Annotated in this window: 17 protein-coding genes; 7 read left to right on the plus strand and 10 right to left on the minus strand. The window is 57.1% G+C overall.

Annotation, left to right across the window (positions count from 1 at the left end):
- Window positions 1–1,156: 1,156 nt before the first annotated feature.
- The 7 genes from BJL95_RS14095 to BJL95_RS14125 form a co-directional block, all read right to left on the minus strand.
- Complete coding sequence (locus BJL95_RS14095) at window positions 1,157–2,173, minus strand: hypothetical protein (RefSeq protein ID WP_071159249.1); 1,017 nt, start codon at window positions 2,171–2,173, stop codon at window positions 1,157–1,159.
- A gap of 395 nt (window positions 2,174–2,568) precedes the next feature.
- Entirely contained in the window at window positions 2,569–3,324 is a 756-nt protein-coding gene (locus BJL95_RS14100; RefSeq protein ID WP_071158800.1) for a hypothetical protein, read from the minus strand.
- A 237-nt stretch (window positions 3,325–3,561) separates the two neighbouring features.
- Complete coding sequence (gene motB / locus BJL95_RS14105) at window positions 3,562–4,497, minus strand: flagellar motor protein MotB (RefSeq protein ID WP_064030895.1); 936 nt, start codon at window positions 4,495–4,497, stop codon at window positions 3,562–3,564.
- A 13-nt stretch (window positions 4,498–4,510) separates the two neighbouring features.
- Window positions 4,511–5,356, minus strand: coding sequence for a flagellar motor stator protein MotA (gene motA, locus BJL95_RS14110; protein ID WP_064030896.1), 846 nt, complete (start codon window positions 5,354–5,356; stop codon window positions 4,511–4,513).
- Window positions 5,357–5,426: 70 nt separating this feature from the next.
- A complete protein-coding gene (locus BJL95_RS14115; RefSeq protein ID WP_071158802.1) occupies window positions 5,427–8,105 on the minus strand; it encodes an MMPL family transporter in 2,679 nt (892 codons plus the stop codon).
- A gap of 2 nt (window positions 8,106–8,107) precedes the next feature.
- On the minus strand, window positions 8,108–9,091 hold the full coding sequence (locus BJL95_RS14120; RefSeq protein WP_071158804.1) for a calcium/sodium antiporter: 984 nt from the start codon (window positions 9,089–9,091) through the stop codon (window positions 8,108–8,110).
- 45 nt (window positions 9,092–9,136) lie between these two features.
- Complete coding sequence (locus tag BJL95_RS14125) at window positions 9,137–9,964, minus strand: undecaprenyl-diphosphate phosphatase (protein WP_071158806.1); 828 nt, start codon at window positions 9,962–9,964, stop codon at window positions 9,137–9,139.
- 281 nt (window positions 9,965–10,245) lie between these two features.
- Between BJL95_RS14125 and BJL95_RS14130 the strand changes: the two genes are divergently transcribed.
- The 3 genes from BJL95_RS14130 to BJL95_RS14140 all read left to right on the plus strand — a co-directional run bounded on the left by BJL95_RS14130 (window position 10,246) and on the right by BJL95_RS14140 (window position 13,434).
- Complete coding sequence (locus BJL95_RS14130) at window positions 10,246–11,826, plus strand: bifunctional aminoglycoside phosphotransferase/ATP-binding protein (RefSeq protein WP_071158808.1); 1,581 nt, start codon at window positions 10,246–10,248, stop codon at window positions 11,824–11,826.
- The gene (locus tag BJL95_RS14135) at window positions 11,823–12,812 is read left to right on the plus strand and encodes a zinc-dependent alcohol dehydrogenase family protein (RefSeq protein WP_064030901.1); all 990 of its coding nucleotides are present in this window, start codon (window positions 11,823–11,825) and stop codon (window positions 12,810–12,812) included. The genes BJL95_RS14130 and BJL95_RS14135 overlap by 4 nt, the downstream gene beginning before the upstream one ends.
- A gap of 187 nt (window positions 12,813–12,999) precedes the next feature.
- Window positions 13,000–13,434 carry a hypothetical protein gene (locus BJL95_RS14140; RefSeq protein ID WP_071158810.1) on the plus strand — a complete coding sequence of 145 codons (435 nt, stop codon included), beginning with the start codon at window positions 13,000–13,002 and terminating at the stop codon, window positions 13,432–13,434.
- A gap of 391 nt (window positions 13,435–13,825) precedes the next feature.
- On the opposite strand, the gene BJL95_RS14145 is transcribed toward BJL95_RS14140, so the two are convergent.
- From BJL95_RS14145 to nikR, 3 genes are all read right to left on the minus strand, one after another.
- On the minus strand, window positions 13,826–16,036 hold the full coding sequence (locus BJL95_RS14145) for a TonB-dependent receptor (protein WP_071158812.1): 2,211 nt from the start codon (window positions 16,034–16,036) through the stop codon (window positions 13,826–13,828).
- Between the two features lie 108 nt (window positions 16,037–16,144).
- The gene (locus tag BJL95_RS14150; protein WP_071158814.1) at window positions 16,145–17,425 is read right to left on the minus strand and encodes a HupE/UreJ family protein; all 1,281 of its coding nucleotides are present in this window, start codon (window positions 17,423–17,425) and stop codon (window positions 16,145–16,147) included.
- A 173-nt stretch (window positions 17,426–17,598) separates the two neighbouring features.
- Window positions 17,599–18,066, minus strand: a complete 468-nt coding sequence (nikR, locus tag BJL95_RS14155; protein ID WP_071158816.1) for a nickel-responsive transcriptional regulator NikR — start codon at window positions 18,064–18,066, stop codon at window positions 17,599–17,601.
- Between the two features lie 111 nt (window positions 18,067–18,177).
- Between nikR and BJL95_RS14160 the strand changes: the two genes are divergently transcribed.
- From BJL95_RS14160 to BJL95_RS14175, 4 genes are read left to right on the plus strand one after another with little or no spacing between them, the layout of a single operon-like run.
- Window positions 18,178–18,756 (plus strand): hypothetical protein, encoded by a 579-nt coding sequence (locus BJL95_RS14160; protein ID WP_071158818.1) that lies wholly within the window; start codon window positions 18,178–18,180, stop codon window positions 18,754–18,756.
- Window positions 18,757–18,772: 16 nt separating this feature from the next.
- On the plus strand, window positions 18,773–19,177 hold the full coding sequence (locus BJL95_RS14165) for a hypothetical protein (protein WP_071158820.1): 405 nt from the start codon (window positions 18,773–18,775) through the stop codon (window positions 19,175–19,177).
- A 20-nt stretch (window positions 19,178–19,197) separates the two neighbouring features.
- Window positions 19,198–19,581, plus strand: a complete 384-nt coding sequence (locus BJL95_RS14170) for a copper resistance CopC family protein (protein WP_254786803.1) — start codon at window positions 19,198–19,200, stop codon at window positions 19,579–19,581.
- Window positions 19,578–20,198 (plus strand): hypothetical protein, encoded by a 621-nt coding sequence (locus BJL95_RS14175; RefSeq protein WP_071158824.1) that lies wholly within the window; start codon window positions 19,578–19,580, stop codon window positions 20,196–20,198. The genes BJL95_RS14170 and BJL95_RS14175 overlap by 4 nt, the downstream gene beginning before the upstream one ends.
- Window positions 20,199–20,222 lie beyond the last annotated feature (24 nt).

Genomic DNA, 20,222 nt, shown 5'->3' on the forward strand with positions numbered 1-20,222 from the left:
ATTCATATTTTACACCACTTTATAAGCAATTGATTTAACGACAAAAAGATTGCATTTGTTTGTTGTGTTTGTAACAAACAAGAGCCGGCCGCGAGCGCGATGTTTGAATGGTTACAGTGGCGGGTGAGTCCCGAGTCGCCACCCGTTTTGAAATGCGGCCGGAGGTGCCGAAGTCCCGATCGCCCAGGCAGAGGATAGACAGCAGAGGGAGCAAAGCCCGCATCGGGGCGGCGGAGTTTGTCCGCCGCGGACGGCAATTGCCGGACCACCCCATTCCCCCAATCGGCGACTCCGGACTCCGCGCGATACCAAGCGTTCAAGTTCGCGCGGTTTCCCATTGCCGCGCGAGAACCTCTATCGCAAGGCCACGAATTCCGCCCGCAACGATAACCGTCCGAATAGCGGCGCTCCGAGCAGGCGACGCTTCACGCGACAATAAACTCAACTATCAGCGCCTTGCAAGCGGAAACTAGCCGAGAACCATGCAATCCAGTTTAGCCAACCCAGCCTATGACCGACATTCCGTTCATCCGGTCGAAACCCAACGCGGTACGCCGTGTGGCAGTCTCAGGGCAAGGAAAAGGTAAGGCTCTGATCGACCAAAACCCTCCCTTCGCTTTACAAGCCAAATGGCTGTGAATGAGCATATTGTTGTCATTCACGGAACGAATCCGCCAATATTTTCCAACGATCAAAGCGATCGAACAGGTAATACCAACGTGGGACGGTTAGCGTCAGGTAATAGGTGCCGGCATTCAGTTGGCTGGATACGCGGCGAGATGGCATTGGATGGTTTGTCTATAGAAAAACATCATCAATAACCGCTCATAACTTGGCGTGGGATGCAGAGCCGGGATGCGGGACGGATTATTCAATCCGTCCGTAACGTTCAACTGACTTTCAAACTGGCTTGAAACGTTCAGGACGGGGTACATACCCCGTCCCGCTCAGCGAAGCGCCATCCACCATAGGAACGCAAATAGGTGGATGGCGCTTCGCTTATCCACCCTACGGCCCTATGACGATGTGGATTGGAAAAGACCACATACCCCTCAACTTATTGCTAAGCGCTTAGCACCTAAAAGCAGCCGCTTAACGACGAGTTAAAGGGCAGTGTAATATTTGTGGGTTGTATAATATCTCATGGTGCGATTTGTTAAATATTTTCCGCCGTGATCTCTGAGTTTGGTTGGAAATGAAAAATACCTTTCGCTTCAAGCTCATCTCCTACGAAGTGAGGAATTCTTATTGAGTTTTTTACATAGTCTTCAGCATCGCCTGGAACTTGATATTTGCAAAGTTCATGTGAGTAATTTGGCATTATGTCGCAAAATCGCAATATGGATGATTTTTTATCTAAGAGCCTGTGCGGATTTGAGAAAACTAAGTTAAATGATTTATCGAGGAGCCAATGGTTAGATATTTTGTCTTTGCTCCTATATAAATAATGCCGATGGTATAGATTTGTTATGAATACAATATCAACAAGATTGTAATTTTCCTTTTCATAAAAGGAATCATTAGTAAAAAGCCCTTGATTTTCATACATGTATCCAAACCATTTCTGTATATCCAGTGGCGTGTCGCAGCAAATGGCTAAAACATTCAAATGGTCTTCTCTTAATTGCTGAGAGAATTTTCCGTGTGCAGACTGAAGATAGTCTTTTAATTTGTTGTCCATGTGCTGCTGCTTTATTAAAGGCTTTCCATCAGGAATTGCTTGAAATGCACCGGCAAGATCATTGAATACTGCGTCAACGTCTGGATTTCGGCCAAGAAACCCAATTTTATAACCGTCTTCTTCGTTAATTCGGTTGCTCTTTGAGAAATCCGCACACTTAATCTCTACGTTGAACTGGATGCCACTCTCAGTAAATGAGCAATCAACATCCTTTGGCGGGTTTACTTGTAGCTCATACTTAAACGCATTTTTATATAACTTTGCTAGATATGAGCAAATGACTAGTTCACATGCCGATTGCAAATATTGCGGCTCATTAAGTGAACTAGAAAAGAGTTGTAGTTTGTTTTTTATTAAATCTTCCATTTCCCTTTCATTTAGGCAATTTGAAAGATCACTAATGGCAGATATCATGCCATTCTTGTACTGATTTGAGGCGCTGTCATTGCCAGAGAAATAGGGATTAAGTATTTCTCTATTTTTTAGGAGCATATGTTTTCTCGCAATATCATCAAGGTAGAACAGCCAGTTGCCCGACTGCCCCCTCACAAATCCCGGCGTGCGGAATTACCGCACCGGGCTTTTCAAAGTTGTTCGCTTCGCACACAGCATAGAAGTACTTAGAAATCATGACAAATACGGGGTTTGGGTAGGTTAAAGTCATTGATCAGGGCCGTAGGGTGGATAAGCGAAACTCCATCCACCATAGGAACGCAAATAGGTGGATGGCGCTTCGCTTATCCACCCTACAACTTTTATTATTTGAATGGCTGATATAAATTTTAAACCGGCATTCAAGATAAATACACGAACTTTCGCCTTGGGTCGAAACCCGCCATCCCCAAAATTTAGCGCAGCGCCATAAGCTCGTTGGCGTAATTCGCCGCTTATTTTACTCCTCCCGGTCCACCAAGCTCGGGCAGGCGGTAGCAGTATAGGCGGGTGCGGCGGGGATCGGAGAGTTCGACGACGGTTTCAGGCGGCCAATCCGGAATCGGGAACGACGAGGAAACGAACAGGCTGCCGGGGCGCATTTCGGCGCGGACTTTGCCGCCGATTTGGATCATCACGGCCGGAGACAGAAAGGCGTAACCCAAGTCGTATTCCGCCACGGACTGTTGCCAGAGATTGAGACGTTGGACCGCGACATTGGACTGATGTCGGCAGCGCCAGCGGGCCAGCAGCCAGGGCAGTGGCGCTCGCTCCCAGGCGGCAATCCTCAGTTTGGGACACTGCCGCGCCAGCGGCAGCGCGACGCTACCGACGCCCGCGCCGATTTCGACGCAGGTTTTCGCCCCCTCTGTTTTTGCAATGTCCGCCAGCGCCAGCGCCACGGCCGGCGAGGACAAGAACAACGGCACGTCGCCGCGAAACGTCCCCCAAAACACCAGCAGCATGACCAAAAATCCGGCCAAGTACCAGACTGGCGACAATTGTAGAGTCGTAGCGAGTACCAGCGCCGGCAGGAATACCAAATGGATAGGCAGCCACCACTTGGGTTGGCGAAGCAGGCGAGAGAATACTCCGGCGGCGCCGGCCTGGATCAGTAACAGCCAGCCTAGCGGTTGCGGCCAGTAGCGATTTAACGAAGCGGTCAGGACGAGTGCGGCGGCTTGGCAGGCCAGAACTTTGAGCCATTGCATTGCGACCTACTTCAGCCGGATTTCGCGTGGAAAGTCAGGACGGGAACGACGCTTTGTCGAAATTGGGTGTTGTTCTTCGGCACGAAGCTTCATTTTCCGGGGCAATGTAGCGGCGTCATAACGGGTGGCCCTAAAAATTCGTTGGCAATACACGGTTCGGTGCCGGAATGTCTTCGATCGCGGCTGAAGTCGCTTCGCCCCTCTTTTCATACTTCGGGACGAAAATCCGTTCGGCCGTCAGGAAGTCGGCCCGATCTTGGTATTTTGCTGTATCGCCGGAGATACGTTTTGCAAGGCCGGCAGGTCCTCCGCGCCGTCGTGCAGCACCTGGTTTTCGGTCTTCTTGTTCATAACGATGATCGAAATACGCCGGTTCATCGGGTCGGTCGGGTCTTGCACGTTGTAGGAAATACTCGATGCCAGCCCCACCACCCGCAGTACCTTCTCCTCGCCCAAACCTCCTTGGGTCAGCTCCCGGCGCGCCACGTTGGCCCGATCGCTGGACAGCTCCCAGTTGGAATAGCCGCTCCGGTTGCTGGGAAACGGCAAGGCGTCGGTGTGACCGTTGATCGTCACCTTATTGGGCAGTTCGTTGATCACCGGCGCCAATTCGCGCAGGATGGCCTGAGCATAGGTTTCAATCCCGGAACTGGCCAGCTTGAACATCGGCCGGTTTTGGGCATCGATGATCTGGATTTTCAGGCCTTCCGGCGTGGTTTCCAGTTTGATTTGATCCTTGTATTCGGCCAGTTTGGCGTTGGCATCCAGCATGGATTCGATTTTTTCCTGCAATTTTTCCAGCTTTTGCTTTTCCTGTTCCTCGGCCAGTTTTTCGATGTCCTCGGGCGAAGGCGGCGCCGGCGGTGGCGGCTTGTCCTCGCCCATGTGAACCTGACCGACATCCTTGGAGGCCAAATCCGAGCCGCCGGCCTTGATGATGTTGGCGCGGTCGCCGACGCCGGAACCGCTCATCGCCACGCCGAACGGGTTTTGGAAATACTCGGAAATCCCTTTCTTGGTGGCTTCGTCGGTCGAACCCAGCAACCACATCAACAAGAAAAACGCCATCATCGCCGTCACGAAGTCGGCATAGGCGATTTTCCAGGCGCCGCCGTGGTGGCCGCCGTGACCGCCTTTCTTGACCTTCTTGATGATTATCGGTTGTTCGGCCATCGCGGATTACCCTTTACTTGCCGGCTTTCAAGGCCGCTTCGAGTTCGGCAAAGTCGGGCCGAGAGTGGTGCGGAATCGTGGTACGCATAAATTCGACGGTCATGGCCGGCGACGTACCTTTCGCGCAATTCAGCAAGCCCTTCTGGGTGCATTTGTAGGCATTGCTCTCTTCTTCCAGGCGGGCTTCCATGACCGACGCCACCGGGCCGATAAAGCCGTAAGACACCAAGATACCGAGAAAGGTACCGACCAAGGCCGCCGCGATCAATTTACCCAGCTCGGCCGGCGGAATACCGACCGACTCCATCGTATGCACCACCCCCATCACCGCCGCGACGATACCGAAGGCCGGCATGCCGTCGCCGACTTTTTGGACGGCCTTGATCGGTTCGTTGCCTTCGGCATGATGGACTTCGATCTCGGCATCCATGATGTCCTCGAGCTGATTGACGTCGACGCCGGTCAGGATCAAGCGCAGTTTGTCGCAAATGAATTCCATCAAATGATGGTCGTGGACGATTTTTTCGCCGAAGATCGAGCTGCCTTCCGGATCGTCCACCACTTTTTCCAGGGATAACAAGCCTTCCTTACGGGCTTTTTGACTCAGCGCGTTAAAGCTCATCAGCAGCTCCATGTAATATTCCTTGGTATAGGTGCTGCCCTTCAAGGTGGCGGTACCGCCGGCCATGGCCGCCTTGCTGACCGTCAGCGAGTTGCTGGCCAGGAAGGCGCCAAACGCCGAACCGACGATGATCAACACCTCGACCGGCTGCCACAGCACCCCGAGATGTCCGCCGGCCATCAAGAAACCACCCAGTACGCAGCCCAGGATGATTACATAACCAATGATTACGAACATTGTTGCCCCTAAAAGTTAACTAGAACATTCAAGCGATGGATTTTGCCGGCTACGCGTTGGCCTCGCCCCGCTAAACCGATGGCGCCGGCAGCGGTTCGACCGGTTTCAACACCAATTTGCTGAGGGCCGGCAACACCACGAAGGTGCAGGTCATGATCCAAAAAATGCCTATCGTGATGACCAAACCCATGCTGGCGATGCCTTGATGCGGCGAAAACGCCAGACCGATGAAGCTGGAAATCGTCGTCAACGCACCGTAGAACATGCCGCGGGCGGTACTGGACTGATAAATGTTTTGCTCCTCGGACAAGGAGTGGTGCAGTTTCTCGACCATGTGTATTCCGTTATCGACACCCAAGCCCATTAATAAAGGCAGCGCGATGATATTGGCGAAGTTGATCGGCGTGCCGGTAAACACGGTGGTCGCCATCGTGAACAAGCCGGCCAAGACCAGCGGCGCCATCACCAGCAGCGTATCGACGATGCTGCGCCGAATAAACAATAGCAGCAACGCGATGGCGGTCAATGCGATGATGATGGCTTCCTGGAACGAAGCGATAACGGCCTTCATCGACTCCCAATACATCACCGGCAGGTCGGTGGCGTCGGGCGCCACGGCCTGCACGTCGGTGATAAAGGTTTGCAAAGCGTCGAGATCGTTCAAGTCTTCCTTCGGGAAAATCTGGATACGGTACAGCCCGTCCTTGCTCAGCCAGCGTTCGCCGATTTCCGGCGGAATGCTGGCCATCGTCACCGATTCGGCGTGAAAGCCGGTCAGCAACTGGTTCATCACGGTCGGCAAGGTCCCGAGCAGCGATGTCTGAATTTTTTCGATAAACACGCCGCGATCGGGCTGCAAGCGGGCATCCAGCTCGACCAACACGTCTTGCAACTCGCTTTTAAAGGTTTTTAGCGACTCGATTTCGGCGGGTTTGGTCTTCTTCGGCAAATTGGCGTCGATCGCCGCAATCATTCGCTTGATGGCCGGCAGCGGATCGGAGCCGACTTTCAATTGCGGAAAAGATTGGCTTTGCGGCCCCAAGGTCAGCATCATGTCGTCGATGATCGCCAATTTATCGTCCTGATCCTCCGGCACGAAATCGAACAGACTGACGGTCTTGTCGACGGTTTTCAGCGCGGTCAATTTCTTTTGCATGTCGCGGGCCTCGGCGTCGTTCTTGGCCAGCACGGTCAGCGTCATCGGCGAGGTATCGCGCTCCTTCATCAAATCCTTAAAGGCGATGACCGATTCGGTATTCGGGTCGCGCAAATTCAAGGGATTGAAATCGGTCTGCACCTGGAAGACGAAATAAATCGCGGCCGCCGCCAGAACCAGCGTCGCGAACGCGATAGGCTTGGCGTAATGCAGCGTAAAGGTTGCCAAGCTGGCGGACAGCTTGGAGGCGCCGGGTTGTTCGCCGTGCAGATCGTGGAACGGCGGCGCCGGAATGACTTTCAGCAATACCGGCAAGACCGTCAGCGTCACGAACAAACAGATGAACAAACTGGTACCGGCCAACAAACCCAATTCCGAGATGCCTTGGTAGTCGGTCGGAATAAAGGCGTACAAACCGATCGAGGTCGTGCCGGCGCACAGCATCAGCGACGGACTGGTCGCCAGCAGCGCCGAGCGAATCGCCTGGGTCTTATCCTTGCCGTGCAGATCCAGATTGTCGCGGTAGCGCAGGCAGAAATGGATCGCGTATTCAACGCCCAAGCCGATGTTCGACACCGCGAAGGCCACCGAAATCAGGTTCAGTTGCTTGACCGCGACCGACGCGAACAATCCGCAAAATACCATGCCCAAGGCCAGCGTCGCCAGCGTCGCCAACATCAGCAGCCAGGAGCGGTAAGCCACCAGCAAGATGCCGCACACCAACACCACCGAGAAGATGCTGGCCGTGAACGTGCCTTCGCTCATGCCGGCCATTTCGTCGTGTTCCAGGCCGACTTCGCCGGTGATCCAAACCTTGACCTTGGGCAGATTGGGGTCCTGGATCTTGTCTACCGCCCGGCGTATCGTGTTGATGGCCGGCTCGACGGGCAGAATCTGGCTGAAATCGAATTTAGGCGTAACGAAGATGAAGGCCTTGTCCGACTGCTCTTCGCTAATATTGTTTTCGGCGATCAATTTTTGCCAGGACAGCAGGTCGGTTTCGCCGTTCAGGGTTTTGTGCAGAGAGTTGCTGACCTTGTCGATCAACGAAAACAGGTCGATGGGCACTTCCTCGGTTTTGGTTTCGGCGTTCAGCGCGTCCTCGAAAATCGAGAAAAACCCGGTCAGGCTGGGATCGGCGGAAATACGGCCGATGAAGGGCTGGGCCTGGGCCAAGGTGACCGAAAAATCCTGTAGCTTGTCGGTATCCAGATAGAGCAAGCCGTTGCGTTGGAAAAATGCGTTTTCGTCGGGCCGGTAAACCTTGGTGAAATGCTCGGTGTCGGACCGCAATTGACGCGCCAAACGCGCGGCGGCGGCCTTGGTCAATTCCGGGCTGGAGGACTCGACCACCAGCAGCATCGTATGAATTTCCTGACCGAAGGCCTTCTCGAAATTGCGGCGATTTTGCTGAAACCGCGACTCCGGCGCGATCAACTCGGCGGTATCGGTATTCACGCTCAAATGCGTGCTGGTGTATTCGATCGCGCAATAGGCCAACAGCACCGCCACCGTCAACAGCAGCCCCGGCGAATACATCAGCCAATTGCCCCAGCGGAACACCGCGTTGCGCAAACCTTGTTCCCAGTTCATATTCAAGCGCTCACCACGGTTTCGATCAGGTACAAGGTATAACCGACGTAAACGGCCAGCAACAAGCCGCCCTCGACCCGGTTGATACGACCCGAGCCGCGTTTGCCGGCGTAGCCGAGCGCGAACAGCGACAACGTTAGCAAAGCCATGACCGGCCAATCGCGATTGACGATTTCGACCGGAATCGCCATCGGATGAATCGCGCCGGCCAAGCCGACCACGGCCAGGGTATTGAACAAGTTGGACCCTATGATGTTGCCGACCGCCAGGTCGTGCTCGCCCTTGCGAGCCGCGACGATAGACGAGGCCAACTCCGGCAGCGAAGTGCCGACCGCGACGATGGTCAGACCGATAATCAAATCGCTGACGCCCAAATCGTGGGCGATCGACACCGCGCCCCACACCAGCAAGCGCGAACTGATCACCAACAAAATCAAACCGCTGACCAACCAAATCATGGCTTGAGCAAACGACATCCGGTGTTCGTCCAACTCGTCTTCGATTTCGCTTTCCAACACATCGGCCTGCCGGGATGGGTCCTTGGCGCTTTGCCACACCATCCAGCCCATCACCGCCGCGAATAGCCCTAATTCCAGCAAGGCGTCGTTACGTGACATGTCGCCGTCGTATAGCTGGCCGAACGCAAACAAGGTCACACCGAACAGAATCGGCAATTCCTTCTTGATGATTTGCGACTGAACCACAATGGGACTGATCAACGCGGTCACGCCCAAAATCAACGCAATGTTGGTGATGTTGGAACCGTAGGCGTTACCCAGCGCGATGCCCGGATTGCCTTGCAAGGCCGACAAGGCCGACACGCTCAGTTCCGGCGCCGAGGTGCCGAAGCCGATGACGACCATGCCGATCAGCAACGGCGACATTCCCCAAAACCTCGCCAGCGCCGCCGCGCCTTCCACGAACAAATCGGCGCTCCAAACCAATACGATCAGCCCGATGACTATCATCAACAACGGCAAAGCCATAAACTACCCTTATAAAACAAACATTAAAACGACGAAAAGGACCGATCAATCGACGGTCCAGTTGACCCAGCCGCCATAGGCGGTGGCGATGACGACGATACCGAACACAATTCGGTACCAAGCGAAAATGATGAAATCGTGGTGACTGATGTAACGCAACAAGCCCTTCACCGCCAGCAGGGCGCTGAAAAACGCCGCGATCATGCCGACGCCGATCAAGGCCACGTCGCCGTCGGTTTTCAGCAAGTCGCGAAATTTGTAGAGTTTGTAGGCGCTGGCCGCGGTCAAGGTCGGAATCGCCAGAAAAAACGAAAACTCGGTCGCCGCCTTGCGCGACAAACCGAACAACAAACCGCCGATAATGGTCGCGCCGGACCGGGATGTGCCGGGAATCAACGCAAAGGCTTGGGCCAAACCCAGCTTCAACGCATCCAGCGGGCTAAGCTCGTCGACGCTCTCGACCCTCACCTTATGTTCGCGCTTCTCGGCCCAAATGATGACCAGGGCGCCGACGATAAAGGCCAACGCCACCGGCACCGGCCGGAACAACACCGCCTCGATTTGCTTGCCGAACAACAAGCCCAGCACCGCCAGCGGCATAAAGGCGATCGCCAGGTTCAACACGAATTTCTGCGAAGTTCGCTCGGTCGCCAGACCGGCGAATACCGAAACGATCTTAGCTCGATATTCCCAGCAAATGGCCAGGATGGCGCCCACCTGAATCACGATGGTGAACAGTTTGGCCTTGTCGTCGTTAAAGTCCAGCAGATCGCCGGCCAAAATCAAATGGCCGGTACTGGAAATCGGTAGAAATTCGGTCAACCCTTCGACGACGCCGAGAATCAGGGATTTGATGAGCAGGGTAATGTCCATGGTTTAATCAGGCTCCGCGCCTTGTCGACGCTAGAAAGGCTATCAGCATGTGGAAGGGATGTATCGAAAGACGACAAACGACTTTAAAAAAGCCACGCAAATGCGGCGGGATTATAGTCGAAAACTCCGCGGCGAGTCAGCATGGCTACTCCGCCGCGCCGGCCGTGCATTTCCAGATTTGGCGACCCGGTGGACCCGAGCGGCGAATTCGCGGTGCCGCGACTTTGCGCCGCGCCCGCCGATCTGCCAGAATGCGGCGTCGGCCGCTTCCGAGGCAATCCATGAACGCTACCCGCGAATACCCGCCGCTAATCGCCGCCTTGCTGAATCCGGCGATGTACCCGCATCCGGTCAAAACGGTGGCGATTCTGGAAACCCATATCTCGTGGGTCGTTCTGGCCGGGCGCTACGCCTATAAAATCAAGAAGCCGGTCGATTTCGGATTCTTGAATTTCACCGACTTGGCGCAACGCGAGTTTTTCTGCCTAGAAGAGTTGCGCCTGAACCGACGCCTGGCGAAATCGCTTTACTTGGACGTGGTGACGCTGGGCGGCACGCCGGGACACCCCGGCTTTGGCCTGAGCCCAACGGTGGAATACGCGGTAAAGATGCGCCGCTTCGGCGCCGGCAGACTATTGGATGAGTTGCTGAATCAAAATCGGCTCACGCCGTCGCACATCGATCATCTGGCCGACATCATCGCCCAATTCCACGACGGCCTGCCGCCCGCGCCGGCAACATCCGCATTCGGCACGCCGGACGCCGTCGCCGGGCCAGCCCGGCAGAATTTCCAACAGTTGGCCGAAACGGCGGCGGGCCGGAAATTCGCTGATCTAACCCAGCTGGCGGCCGCCAGCGCGGCCGAATTCGCCGCCGACGCCGCGCTGTGGCCGCGCCGCCGCCAAGCCGGCCGGATTCGCGAATGTCACGGCGACCTGCATCTGGGCAATATCGTGTTGCTGCGCGACCGGCCGGTCGCCTTCGACGGCATCGAATTCGCCCCCGAACTGCGCTGGATAGACACGATCAACGACAGCGCGTTTTTGGTTATGGACTTGCTGCATCGCGGCCGCGCCGATCTGGCCTACCGGTTTCTGAACCGCTACCTGGAAACCGGCGGCGATTACGCCGGCTTGGCCGTGCTGCGTTTTTACTTAAGTTACCGGGCTACGGTGCGCGCCAAAATCGCCGCGTTCCGCGCAGAACCAAGCGGCGACCCGATCCACCAGTCCGAATGCCACGCCTACCTTAAGTTGGCGGAAGCCAGTCTACGGCGGCGGCGGCCGGTACTGCTGATCACGCACGGCCTGCCGGGCTGCGGTAAGACCGCGATTTCGCAGCTGTTATTGGAAGGTTTCGGCCTGATCAGACTGCGGTCCGACGTCGAGCGCAAACGCCTGTTCGGCTTAAGTCCCACCCAGGCCAGCGGCTCCGGGCTCGACGCCGGCCTGTACGCGGCCGAAGCCGGCCGGCAAACATACGTCAAACTTGCCGACACGGCCGGCGCGTTGCTGCGGCTGGGCTACCCGGTCATCGTCGACGCCGCATTTTTGAAACTGGAGCAACGCCGAGCGTTTCGCGATCTGGCCGTCGAACTCGACGCTGCCTTCATGATCGTTGCGGTGACGGCGGAAACCAGCCTGGCGCGCAGCCGCATCGAACGGCGCCTGACAACAGGCGGCGACGCTTCCGAAGCCGATCCGACGGTGCTGGCCCATCTCAGCGCCTCCGCCGAGGCCCTGACCGACACCGAGCTCGAACATACGCTGGTCTGCCGCAACGACACCACCCCACCACAGCTCCCCAAAATCTTATCCGCCAGGCTGCGGACTTTACTGAACCCGGAGGCGACCCAGCCATGAAAGCCATGATTTTCGACCGTCCCGGCCTGCCGCTCCGGGCCGCCGAGCGGGATATTCCGGAATGCGGCGCCGAACAAGTGTTATTGAAAGTCAGCGCCTGCGGCGTTTGCCGCACCGATCTGCATATCGTCGACGGCGAACTGACCGAGCCGAAACCGGGATTGATCCCCGGCCACGAAATCGTCGGCCGGGTCGTTGCCAAGGGCGCCAGCGTCGAACGTTTCGCGATCGGCCAGCGCCTGGGCGTGCCGTGGCTGGGCCAGACCTGCGGCCACTGTCGGTATTGCCTCGGCGGACGGGAAAATCTGTGCGACCAGGCTCGCTTCACCGGATACACGCTGGACGGCGGCTATGCGCAATACGCGGTGGCCGACCAGCATTATTGCTTCGCGCTGCCGGACGATTACAGCGACGCCGAAGCCGCGCCGTTGTTGTGCGCCGGCTTGATCGGTTACCGGGCGCTGGTCGCGGCCGGCGATGCCGAAACGGTCGGCATTTACGGCTTCGGAGCCGCCGCCCACATCATCAGCCAGGTGATGGTCTGGCAGGGCCGCAGCTTGTTTGCGTTCACCAAGCCCGGCGACGACGCGGGCCAGCGCTTTGCCCGGCAACTGGGCGCGTCCTGGACCGGCGACTCGAATAGCGCGCCGCCGCGCGCCATGGACGCGGCCATCCTGTTCGCGCCGGTCGGCGCGTTACTACCGCAAGCCCTGGCACATACGGTCAAGGGCGGCCGGGTGGTTTGCGCGGGCATCCATATGAGCGAGATCCCGGCGTTTCCGTATTCGATCTTGTGGGGCGAACGTAGCATTCAGTCGATCGCCAACCTGACCCGCCAGGACGGCGAGGCATTTTTCGAGATCGCGCCGCGCGCCGGCGTACGCACCAGCGTGGAAACCTTTGCGCTCGGCGATGCGAACCTAGCGTTGGCTAGCTTGAGAGCCGGATGCATTCAAGGCGCGGCGGTATTGACGATGCCGGATTGAACCGTTTCAACCAATCGCGGCCTATAAACCGGCTATTCCCGACTTCGCCGAAATTTTCGTTTGGCGCTTGGCTAAGCGCAATTTCCGGGTAAATTAGCGGCCGGATAACCGCATTTCCTAGCAAGGGCCAACTTTGCTAAAATCACGCTCCCGCCTTCACGATAATAACTATTACTATTCAAGAGCCATGAACAAAAAGAAAATCATCATTTTCGCCGCCTGCCTCGCGGGCTTGCTGGCGATCCAAATCAAATTCTTCCTGCCCTTTATGTACGATATCGCCGCATCCGACCTGTTCTTGGTCGAAAGCAAGGACGCCGCCAACCCGATGCCGGTCAGCAACGATATGACCGCGGTAGCCTTTGCGCACTGCAACAACTACATCAAGGCCGACGCGGACGAAGATCAGAATTTTAATTTCGCCGGCCAACCCACCAACGTCTGGAGCTTGGGCAATTACGAATACATCGTCAACGCCGATGTCGAGATCAGCGGCAAGGACACCGCTCCGGTACTGCGTCACTACGCTTGCCGCATTCAATACACCAAGGGCGACGATACCTCCGGCGCGGCCGACATCGAAAACTGGTCCTTGGACGGCATCAGCGGCTTGAAGGACTAAAACGTCGGTCTGGCCGCAATCCCCCCGCTTTAACCGTTTGCCCGACATTAAACCGGGCGAACGGTTGTTCAAGCTCCCCAACGACGGCGTTCGCCGTCAATCGATCCGCTTTAAGCCGACCCGCATCCGCCGATAGCTAAGCGGATAGTCGGAAATTACGTCGGCCCTTGCCAAAACGGCCGTCCGGCCGGTTCGACCGGAACAGTCCGCATAACCGACGAATAGAGACAGCGGCTCCGCTAACCGAAGTAGGCGGCGCTTAAACTGCCGCCACCACTTGGAATCTCGGCTTAAGCCTTATTCAACGGCGGCTACCATCCGTGTCAACGAAACGGGTTCCCAAACCATCCCCAGCCGAATCCGCAAGACTCGACCGAGCGGCCGGGACCCGCTAAAAGTTGATCGTGATGGTGCCGCGTACCATGCGCGGCTCGACCGGATGCTTCAAAATGCCGGTGCCCGGATTATTGTAGGGATAGTTGTAATCGTAGGCGTAGGCGATGTCGTTGCTTTGCGAGCCGAGCAGGTTGAACACGTCGATTTCCAATTTATATTGCTTGCGCTTGATACCGGCGCCGAGATTGACGATGTTGGTATCGCCGGCCCAAAAGGTGCCGGACTCGTCCAGCGGTACGTGGCCGAAGTGGCGGAAGCGAAGCGTGCCGAACAAGCCGGTGCTGCCGGTCGGATCTTCGACGGTAATCCCGGTGCTAATCACCCGGCCAACCGAGTTGGGGACGAAGTTGTCGGTCGCGCCGTCCGGCCGCTCGGCGAAACGGGCCGTGGTCAACGCATAGTCGGCGTCCAGCGTCAGCCAATCGGTCGGCTTGTAGTAGTTGGTCCACTCGATACCATAGCGGTGCGACTTGCCGTTGACCTCGGTAGTGCCTTCGTCGCCGACGAACACCAGCTCCTGGCTGGACTCCAGCCACCACAACGCGAAGGTGCTGTTCAAGCCGGGAATGAAATTGCTGCGGATGCCGGCCTCGCCGCCGCGCGACCACGCCGCCGGCGTAATCCGCGCCGAGGAACCCGATAGCAAGGCGCCGCTGGTCGGCTCGTAATTGAGCGTCGTGCCTCTGGCATCGTTGGAATGGTAGCCGTAACCGATATTGAAGAAATACTCAGTGTTGTACCAGGGACCGATCACCAAGCTGAGTTTCGGGCTGATCATCGCCTTGCCGCGACTGCCGGAGTTGGCGGCGGCCACGTTGGCCGAACCGCTGCCGGTATCCAACACCTCGACGTCGTTATTGATGAAATCGCCGCGCAGGCCGGCAATCGTTCGCACTTTATCGTGCCAGTGGGTCGTGTTCTTGAAATAAGTGCCTATCGTGGTCACGCCGACATTACTTTTGCTGACGGTATTGACGATTTGGCGCGCTTCGGTTTCGTACAAGCCCAGGCCCATGATCTGATCGTTACGGAATTGCAAGCCGACGCTGTTATCCATATCGAAGCCGAACCATTTGTTGTAACGGGTATGTTCGAAATGACCGCCGGTCTGCACCCGGCGCTCGGTTTGCAGGATTTGATCGCCGCCGGGACCGCGTGTGAAACCGCTGAAGTTGGAATACAAATTCAAGTCGGTGTACAACACGTACAGATTGGCATCGTTTTTCCAGTCGCTGCCTTGGTTCCAAAAACTGCTGGAAACGCTGTAACGGTTGGTTTCGCCGCCGTCGGTCGGGTCCATGCTGCCGTAGAGTCCGATGCCGCCGTTGTCGACCGCCGCCTGCGGAATCTGGTTGGTCGCGGTCCAACTGTTCGAATACGCCTTGGCGTTCAAGGCCAGCCCCCAATCTTCGCCGCCCAATGAATAGCGCAGTTGGCCGTTGAATTTCTTGGAATCTTCCGGCACCTGCCAGACGCCGTTGTAAAGGTTGAACTCGCCGGCATACAGCAAGTCGCCGTCGCCCAGCTTCATCGAGTCGGCGACCAAGGTCCGATAGTAATCGTACTGGCCGGCGGTGAATTTCAATATGCCTTGCGACAATTTATCCATCGTGTACATCTTGGCGTAACCGGCCGCCGAGAAGTCACCGACTTCCGCGTAGTAGGGCCCCTTGCCGTATTCGACTTTCTTAACCAACTCGGGAATGATGCTGTTGATGTCCATATAGCCCTGGCCGTGGGCGTGGGTGGTCATGTTCATCGGGATACCGTCCACATAGGTCGTGAAGTCGGTGCCGTGGTCCAGGTTGAATCCGCGCAGGAAATATTGATTGGCCTTACCGGAACCGCTGTGCTGGGTGGCGACCGCCCCGGGTATGACTTCGACCAGCTCGCCGTTACGGGACAACGGACGATGCTCGAATTGTTTTTGGCTGACCTCGCCCTGCGAGGCCGATCCGGCAATGCCGATCAAATCCTTGGCGCGGCCGGGTTCCTCGACCTCGACGGCTTCCATCTCTTCAATCTTCTCCTGCTTGGCCTTGGTTTTGCGCTTGACGGACTCGGCGCGCGCCGGCACGGCCTCAGCGGTTTGCACGGTCTGGTCCGGTTCGGCCGCGAAGCCGAGCTCGGCAAGACCCAATCCTAAAACCAACTCCAGGCCGATGGCCAAACGGGTTTTTCCTAATTTTCTGTTGTAACACTTCATGTCAGCTCCGTGCATATTGCCGAGAATGTAGATTTGACGCCGGCCAATCCTGACCAGCGCGATGGGCGGCGCATGGCGCCAATGATTGCGAATGCTTCATCGTCTTCCTCAAGTGTCGAAATTTTCGTTATTTTTATGGTTTTGGTGTTGACCTTGACCGGAACCGGCCAGAGTTTGGCTAACGCGAGCGGCGACTTGTCGGAAATAAGCCGGCGCGAACGAAACTTGAAATCCACCGATACGACGCGCTTCGGGACTACGAGAAGCTAGGTCCGGTGCGATCGCGAAACGCAGCGATGGGACAGGCAGGAGATCGACAGGGCGATACCGGCTATCGGAAAATGTTACGAAGGTAAGGCCGCCGGATACGGCAAGCAGTGCGCGAAAACAGTGGTTTTCGGCGGGAAAAATCGGGAAGGTATCTAACGGGGCAAAAACGAAGCGAGCGGAAACGACGGGCAAGGCAGGCGGCGAAGTCAGGCCGACGCCGTTACTCAGCAGCGATTTGCCTGGCGTGTGATTAATGCTCGGAAAAAAATGCTTGAAGCGGATATGAGCGGAACCGCCGTCGTCCGGCGCAATCAGGGCTAAACCCGATTCGGGCCACCCGCCACCGTCGGCGGTTTCGGCTAATCCGCGACGGAGTTCGCAATCCGCCACCGCTTGAGCCATGCCGCGCCGCGCCGATGCCGCCTCCGACACGCGTTCGACCGATTGCCAAGCCGGGAGATGCCCGGCCTCGAAGCCCTCGATTGCCAAGCTTTCGGCCGCGAAAGCAGGCGGTGCGGCTTTCGCGAGCGCTATGTTCGAGAAACAGGCCGTCAGCAGAAAGGCGGCAACCAGCACCGCCAGCTTGGCGACCAGGAAGCCGGCGCCGTGCAGCAGCAGGGTCGCCAACATGAAACCTGCGGTATAGGACAATAAGCTTGCCGAAGCCGAAATTTCCTGGCCGTGAGCCAGCCCGTGGAAAAAAGCGAAAAACGCCACGATGGCCAGATTGACAGTCGTGCCGTAACTGACCCGCCGCCCAATCAACACCGCAAATACCCCGCAGGACAGCAAAATCAGCCCTTCCATGCTGGGAATCGCCAACCCGGCCGCGCCGGCCAAACCGCCTAAACTCATCACGCCGACGAAAGCCAACGGCAACATCCAGACGGCACGGCCGCGTAATTGCGCAGCCCAAATACCGACGGCCAGCATCGTCACCAAATGATCCCAACCCTTCCAGGGGTGGTTGAAGCCGCTGCTCCAGCCGCCGATGTCGGCGCCGGCGAATGGCCCCGCCCAACACCCCAAGCCCACCGCCGACAACAAGCCCAACGCCAACCAACGCGCGAGCACGGGTCGCTGGCGATAGGCGGCGGTTATGCGAGTAGTGGGCGACATCGGAGATACTCTGGGAGTGGTTAGGGCTTAAAAAATATTTGTAGGATGAATTGACAATCTATCATACGGCAGATCATACTGCTTTCCGAATATGAATTTTAAAAAAAACATCCTATCGCTATGGTAATCGAATGTTGCTGCTCGATTTACGCGCCACCAAAACTGTATCGCCTTCAACTATGCGGATGGAAATGCGTGTGGGTTTGCCCGTGATGGCTATGTTGATGCTGCACGGCCGCCAGTTTGACCGGCACCAAGTTCAGCGCGCTGTGCCGGACGCCGGTTTCGGCGGAGAGTTTGTCGGCGAAACCGCGGATGCGTTGGGTCAAGCCGCGCAAAAACAATGTCTCCAGGCAATCGTCGTGGTCCAGATGGACATGCATCGACGATACCACCAAATCGTGGGCCTCGTGTTGATGACTGGTCAGGCGTTCGGACAAATTCCGCTCGTGATGGTTGTAAACGTAGGAGAGCGTCGCGATGCTGTAGATGGCTTCGTCTTCGATCAGGCGCTTGGTTTCGATTTCCTTGCGCAACAAATCACGCACGGCTTCCGAGCGGTTGGAGTAACCCCGAGCGCTTATCCATTGGTCGAATTCGACGGCCAATTCGTCGCTCAAAGAAATGGTAAATCGTTCCAAGACCGGCTCCTGTCGTTATTGTTATCGGAAACGCCCGATTATAACCCAAGCCGACCGGCGCCCGATCTGCAACCGGAAACACGCCGGCCTTGTCTTGCAAACGGAGCCTGAATGCCCGCCGGACCCTACACGCACGATCATTTCAGCAAGTTTTTAATTCGCGGCCAGGTGGCGATTGCGCTGCTACTGCTGCTGCTGCTGCCTGCCGCCAACTTTTTTTATCCCACCGCTTATAGCTTGAAAGCCGGCCTGCACGGCGTCTGCGCGATCCTGGCGGTCGTCGCCGGCACCTATTTGACCCACCGCGCGCTGCCTCTGGTTCGCGGGCTTCATGTCGACCTGACCTCGCTACGGTATTGGCTGTTGACCGCGACACTGCTGAATCTGGCCGGCGCGATCAGCGGCAACTGGATCTACATGCGCTATCGCGGCCAACACGGTCCGCGCGACTGGATATTGCAACAGGTGCCGGCCTTCCACAACGTGCTGATGGAATTCAAGGAATTCGTCTCGCTGTTTCCGTTTCCGCTGATGCTGTCGGCGACCTTCCTGCTGTATTACTACGGCCTGCCGAACGCGTTGCGCCGCGATGTTGCCCGCTTTGTCGGCGTGACGATCTTGGTCTCCTGGAGTTTTCTGCTGCTGGGGTTCGCGGCCGGCCTGATCCTGGCGAAACTCCGCTTCGTTTGACCTTGCCGCCCCGACCATGACTGACCCCAACGAAAACCGAACCGCATATTCCGGGCCGGCCATCGCCGCCAGCCTGTCCTTGCTGCTGGCTTTTTTAACCTTGATGATCACTCACCACATCTCCCGCCTGACGCCGACGCTGGACAAATGGGTGCATGGTTACGGCTACTGGATACCCGGCTCTCGCGGCAGCGGACCGGACGGCAGCATCGGTTCCTATTCCGGCAAGGAAACCCTGGCGCTCGGGGTCTGGCTGGCGAGTTGGCTGATTCTGCATTTTCTGTGGCGCAGACAGGACCTCGCCCTGCAAGCGTGGACGCGCCTGTTCGTAATTGGCTTGGTCATGATCACCCTCGGCTTCTTTCATCCGCTCGCCGATCCCATCGTGTTGTTTATCGCCGGCTGGTTCGGCCTTCCTTAACCGCCATGCGGACAAAACTCATGCTTCGCTACACGCTTGCCGCCATCCTCGGCCTAGCAATCAATACCGCCAGCCAGGCCGAAGGTATCCTGCTGAAATCCGATCCCAAGAACGGCGCGGAAATCAGCGAGTTCGACGGCACCGTCAAATTTTGGTTTAGCGGCAATGTCGGCGGGCGCTCGCCCTCGGTCGTTGTCGTCGATGGCAACGGCCAGCGGGTCGATAACGGAGACACCCGCTTGGTCCTCGGCGAACGGCATCGACTAACCGCCACCACCAAGCCCTTGCCGCCCGGCCCTTACGCGATGCGTTATCGGGTGATTACCGAAGACGGCCTGATCGTCAGCGGCGTGTCGAAATTCGTGATCGCCGCAACCCCAGCCGGCCCGGAGAAACATCCATGAATCGCGCCCGACTGATTTTCGGTCTCATCCTGTGCACGGTCGGCATCGAACAAGCCGCGGCGTCGGTGCCGCTCGGCGGCAACCGCAAGGGTGCCAGCGGCAGTTACGACCTGTACGGCTGCATGCTCAGCAACGATTACTACGTCGTCAATTTTGCCGCCTATCAGTTCGACCCGACCCAGGCCAAGGACAGCAAGGCCTTACCTCAAGCTGAATGCGTGGACATTCCGGCGACCGGCAAGACTCAGATCAGCGTCGATCTGCTGGATCTGGACGTTCGCAAGAAACCGGTAGCCTTGAAAATTCTACGCGAGGACGGCCAAATCATCGCCGAGCTACCAATGACGGTCGCCAAGCAAGGCGTGCTGACCACCACCGTGGATTTCAAAACCCCCGGCAAATACCAAGCGATACTCAGTGTCGACGACACCGATCTACATACCGCGCCCGAGGTCGGCGCGCTGCACATGCCGCTGACGGTCGGACTAGCCGTGGAAAGCACCGGCCCCGCTAGCCGCCTATCCGTTCTGATCGGCGCCGTCGGCATCGCCATTGCCGGCGCGGCCTATTTTGTGCCGCGCCTATTAAAACCTCGTCCGGCCGATTCGACCGGCTGACCCGCACTCATCATCCGGCCGACA

The sequence above is a fragment of the Methylomonas sp. LWB genome (assembly GCF_001856095.1).
GTDB lineage: Bacteria > Pseudomonadota > Gammaproteobacteria > Methylococcales > Methylomonadaceae > Methylomonas > Methylomonas koyamae_A.

Coding starts and splice junctions, on each gene's coding strand:
- BJL95_RS14095 (WP_071159249.1), bottom strand. CDS start 2,173: ATGCTCCTAAAAAATAGAGAAATACTTAATCCCTATTTCTCTGGCAAT.
- BJL95_RS14100 (WP_071158800.1), bottom strand. CDS start 3,324: ATGCAATGGCTCAAAGTTCTGGCCTGCCAAGCCGCCGCACTCGTCCTG.
- motB (WP_064030895.1), bottom strand. CDS start 4,497: ATGGCCGAACAACCGATAATCATCAAGAAGGTCAAGAAAGGCGGTCAC.
- motA (WP_064030896.1), bottom strand. CDS start 5,356: ATGTTCGTAATCATTGGTTATGTAATCATCCTGGGCTGCGTACTGGGT.
- BJL95_RS14115 (WP_071158802.1), bottom strand. CDS start 8,105: ATGAACTGGGAACAAGGTTTGCGCAACGCGGTGTTCCGCTGGGGCAAT.
- BJL95_RS14120 (WP_071158804.1), bottom strand. CDS start 9,091: ATGGCTTTGCCGTTGTTGATGATAGTCATCGGGCTGATCGTATTGGTT.
- BJL95_RS14125 (WP_071158806.1), bottom strand. CDS start 9,964: ATGGACATTACCCTGCTCATCAAATCCCTGATTCTCGGCGTCGTCGAA.
- BJL95_RS14130 (WP_071158808.1), top strand. CDS start 10,246: ATGAACGCTACCCGCGAATACCCGCCGCTAATCGCCGCCTTGCTGAAT.
- BJL95_RS14135 (WP_064030901.1), top strand. CDS start 11,823: ATGAAAGCCATGATTTTCGACCGTCCCGGCCTGCCGCTCCGGGCCGCC.
- BJL95_RS14140 (WP_071158810.1), top strand. CDS start 13,000: ATGAACAAAAAGAAAATCATCATTTTCGCCGCCTGCCTCGCGGGCTTG.
- BJL95_RS14145 (WP_071158812.1), bottom strand. CDS start 16,036: ATGAAGTGTTACAACAGAAAATTAGGAAAAACCCGTTTGGCCATCGGC.
- BJL95_RS14150 (WP_071158814.1), bottom strand. CDS start 17,425: ATGTCGCCCACTACTCGCATAACCGCCGCCTATCGCCAGCGACCCGTG.
- BJL95_RS14160 (WP_071158818.1), top strand. CDS start 18,178: ATGCCCGCCGGACCCTACACGCACGATCATTTCAGCAAGTTTTTAATT.
- BJL95_RS14165 (WP_071158820.1), top strand. CDS start 18,773: ATGACTGACCCCAACGAAAACCGAACCGCATATTCCGGGCCGGCCATC.
- BJL95_RS14170 (WP_254786803.1), top strand. CDS start 19,198: ATGCTTCGCTACACGCTTGCCGCCATCCTCGGCCTAGCAATCAATACC.
- BJL95_RS14175 (WP_071158824.1), top strand. CDS start 19,578: ATGAATCGCGCCCGACTGATTTTCGGTCTCATCCTGTGCACGGTCGGC.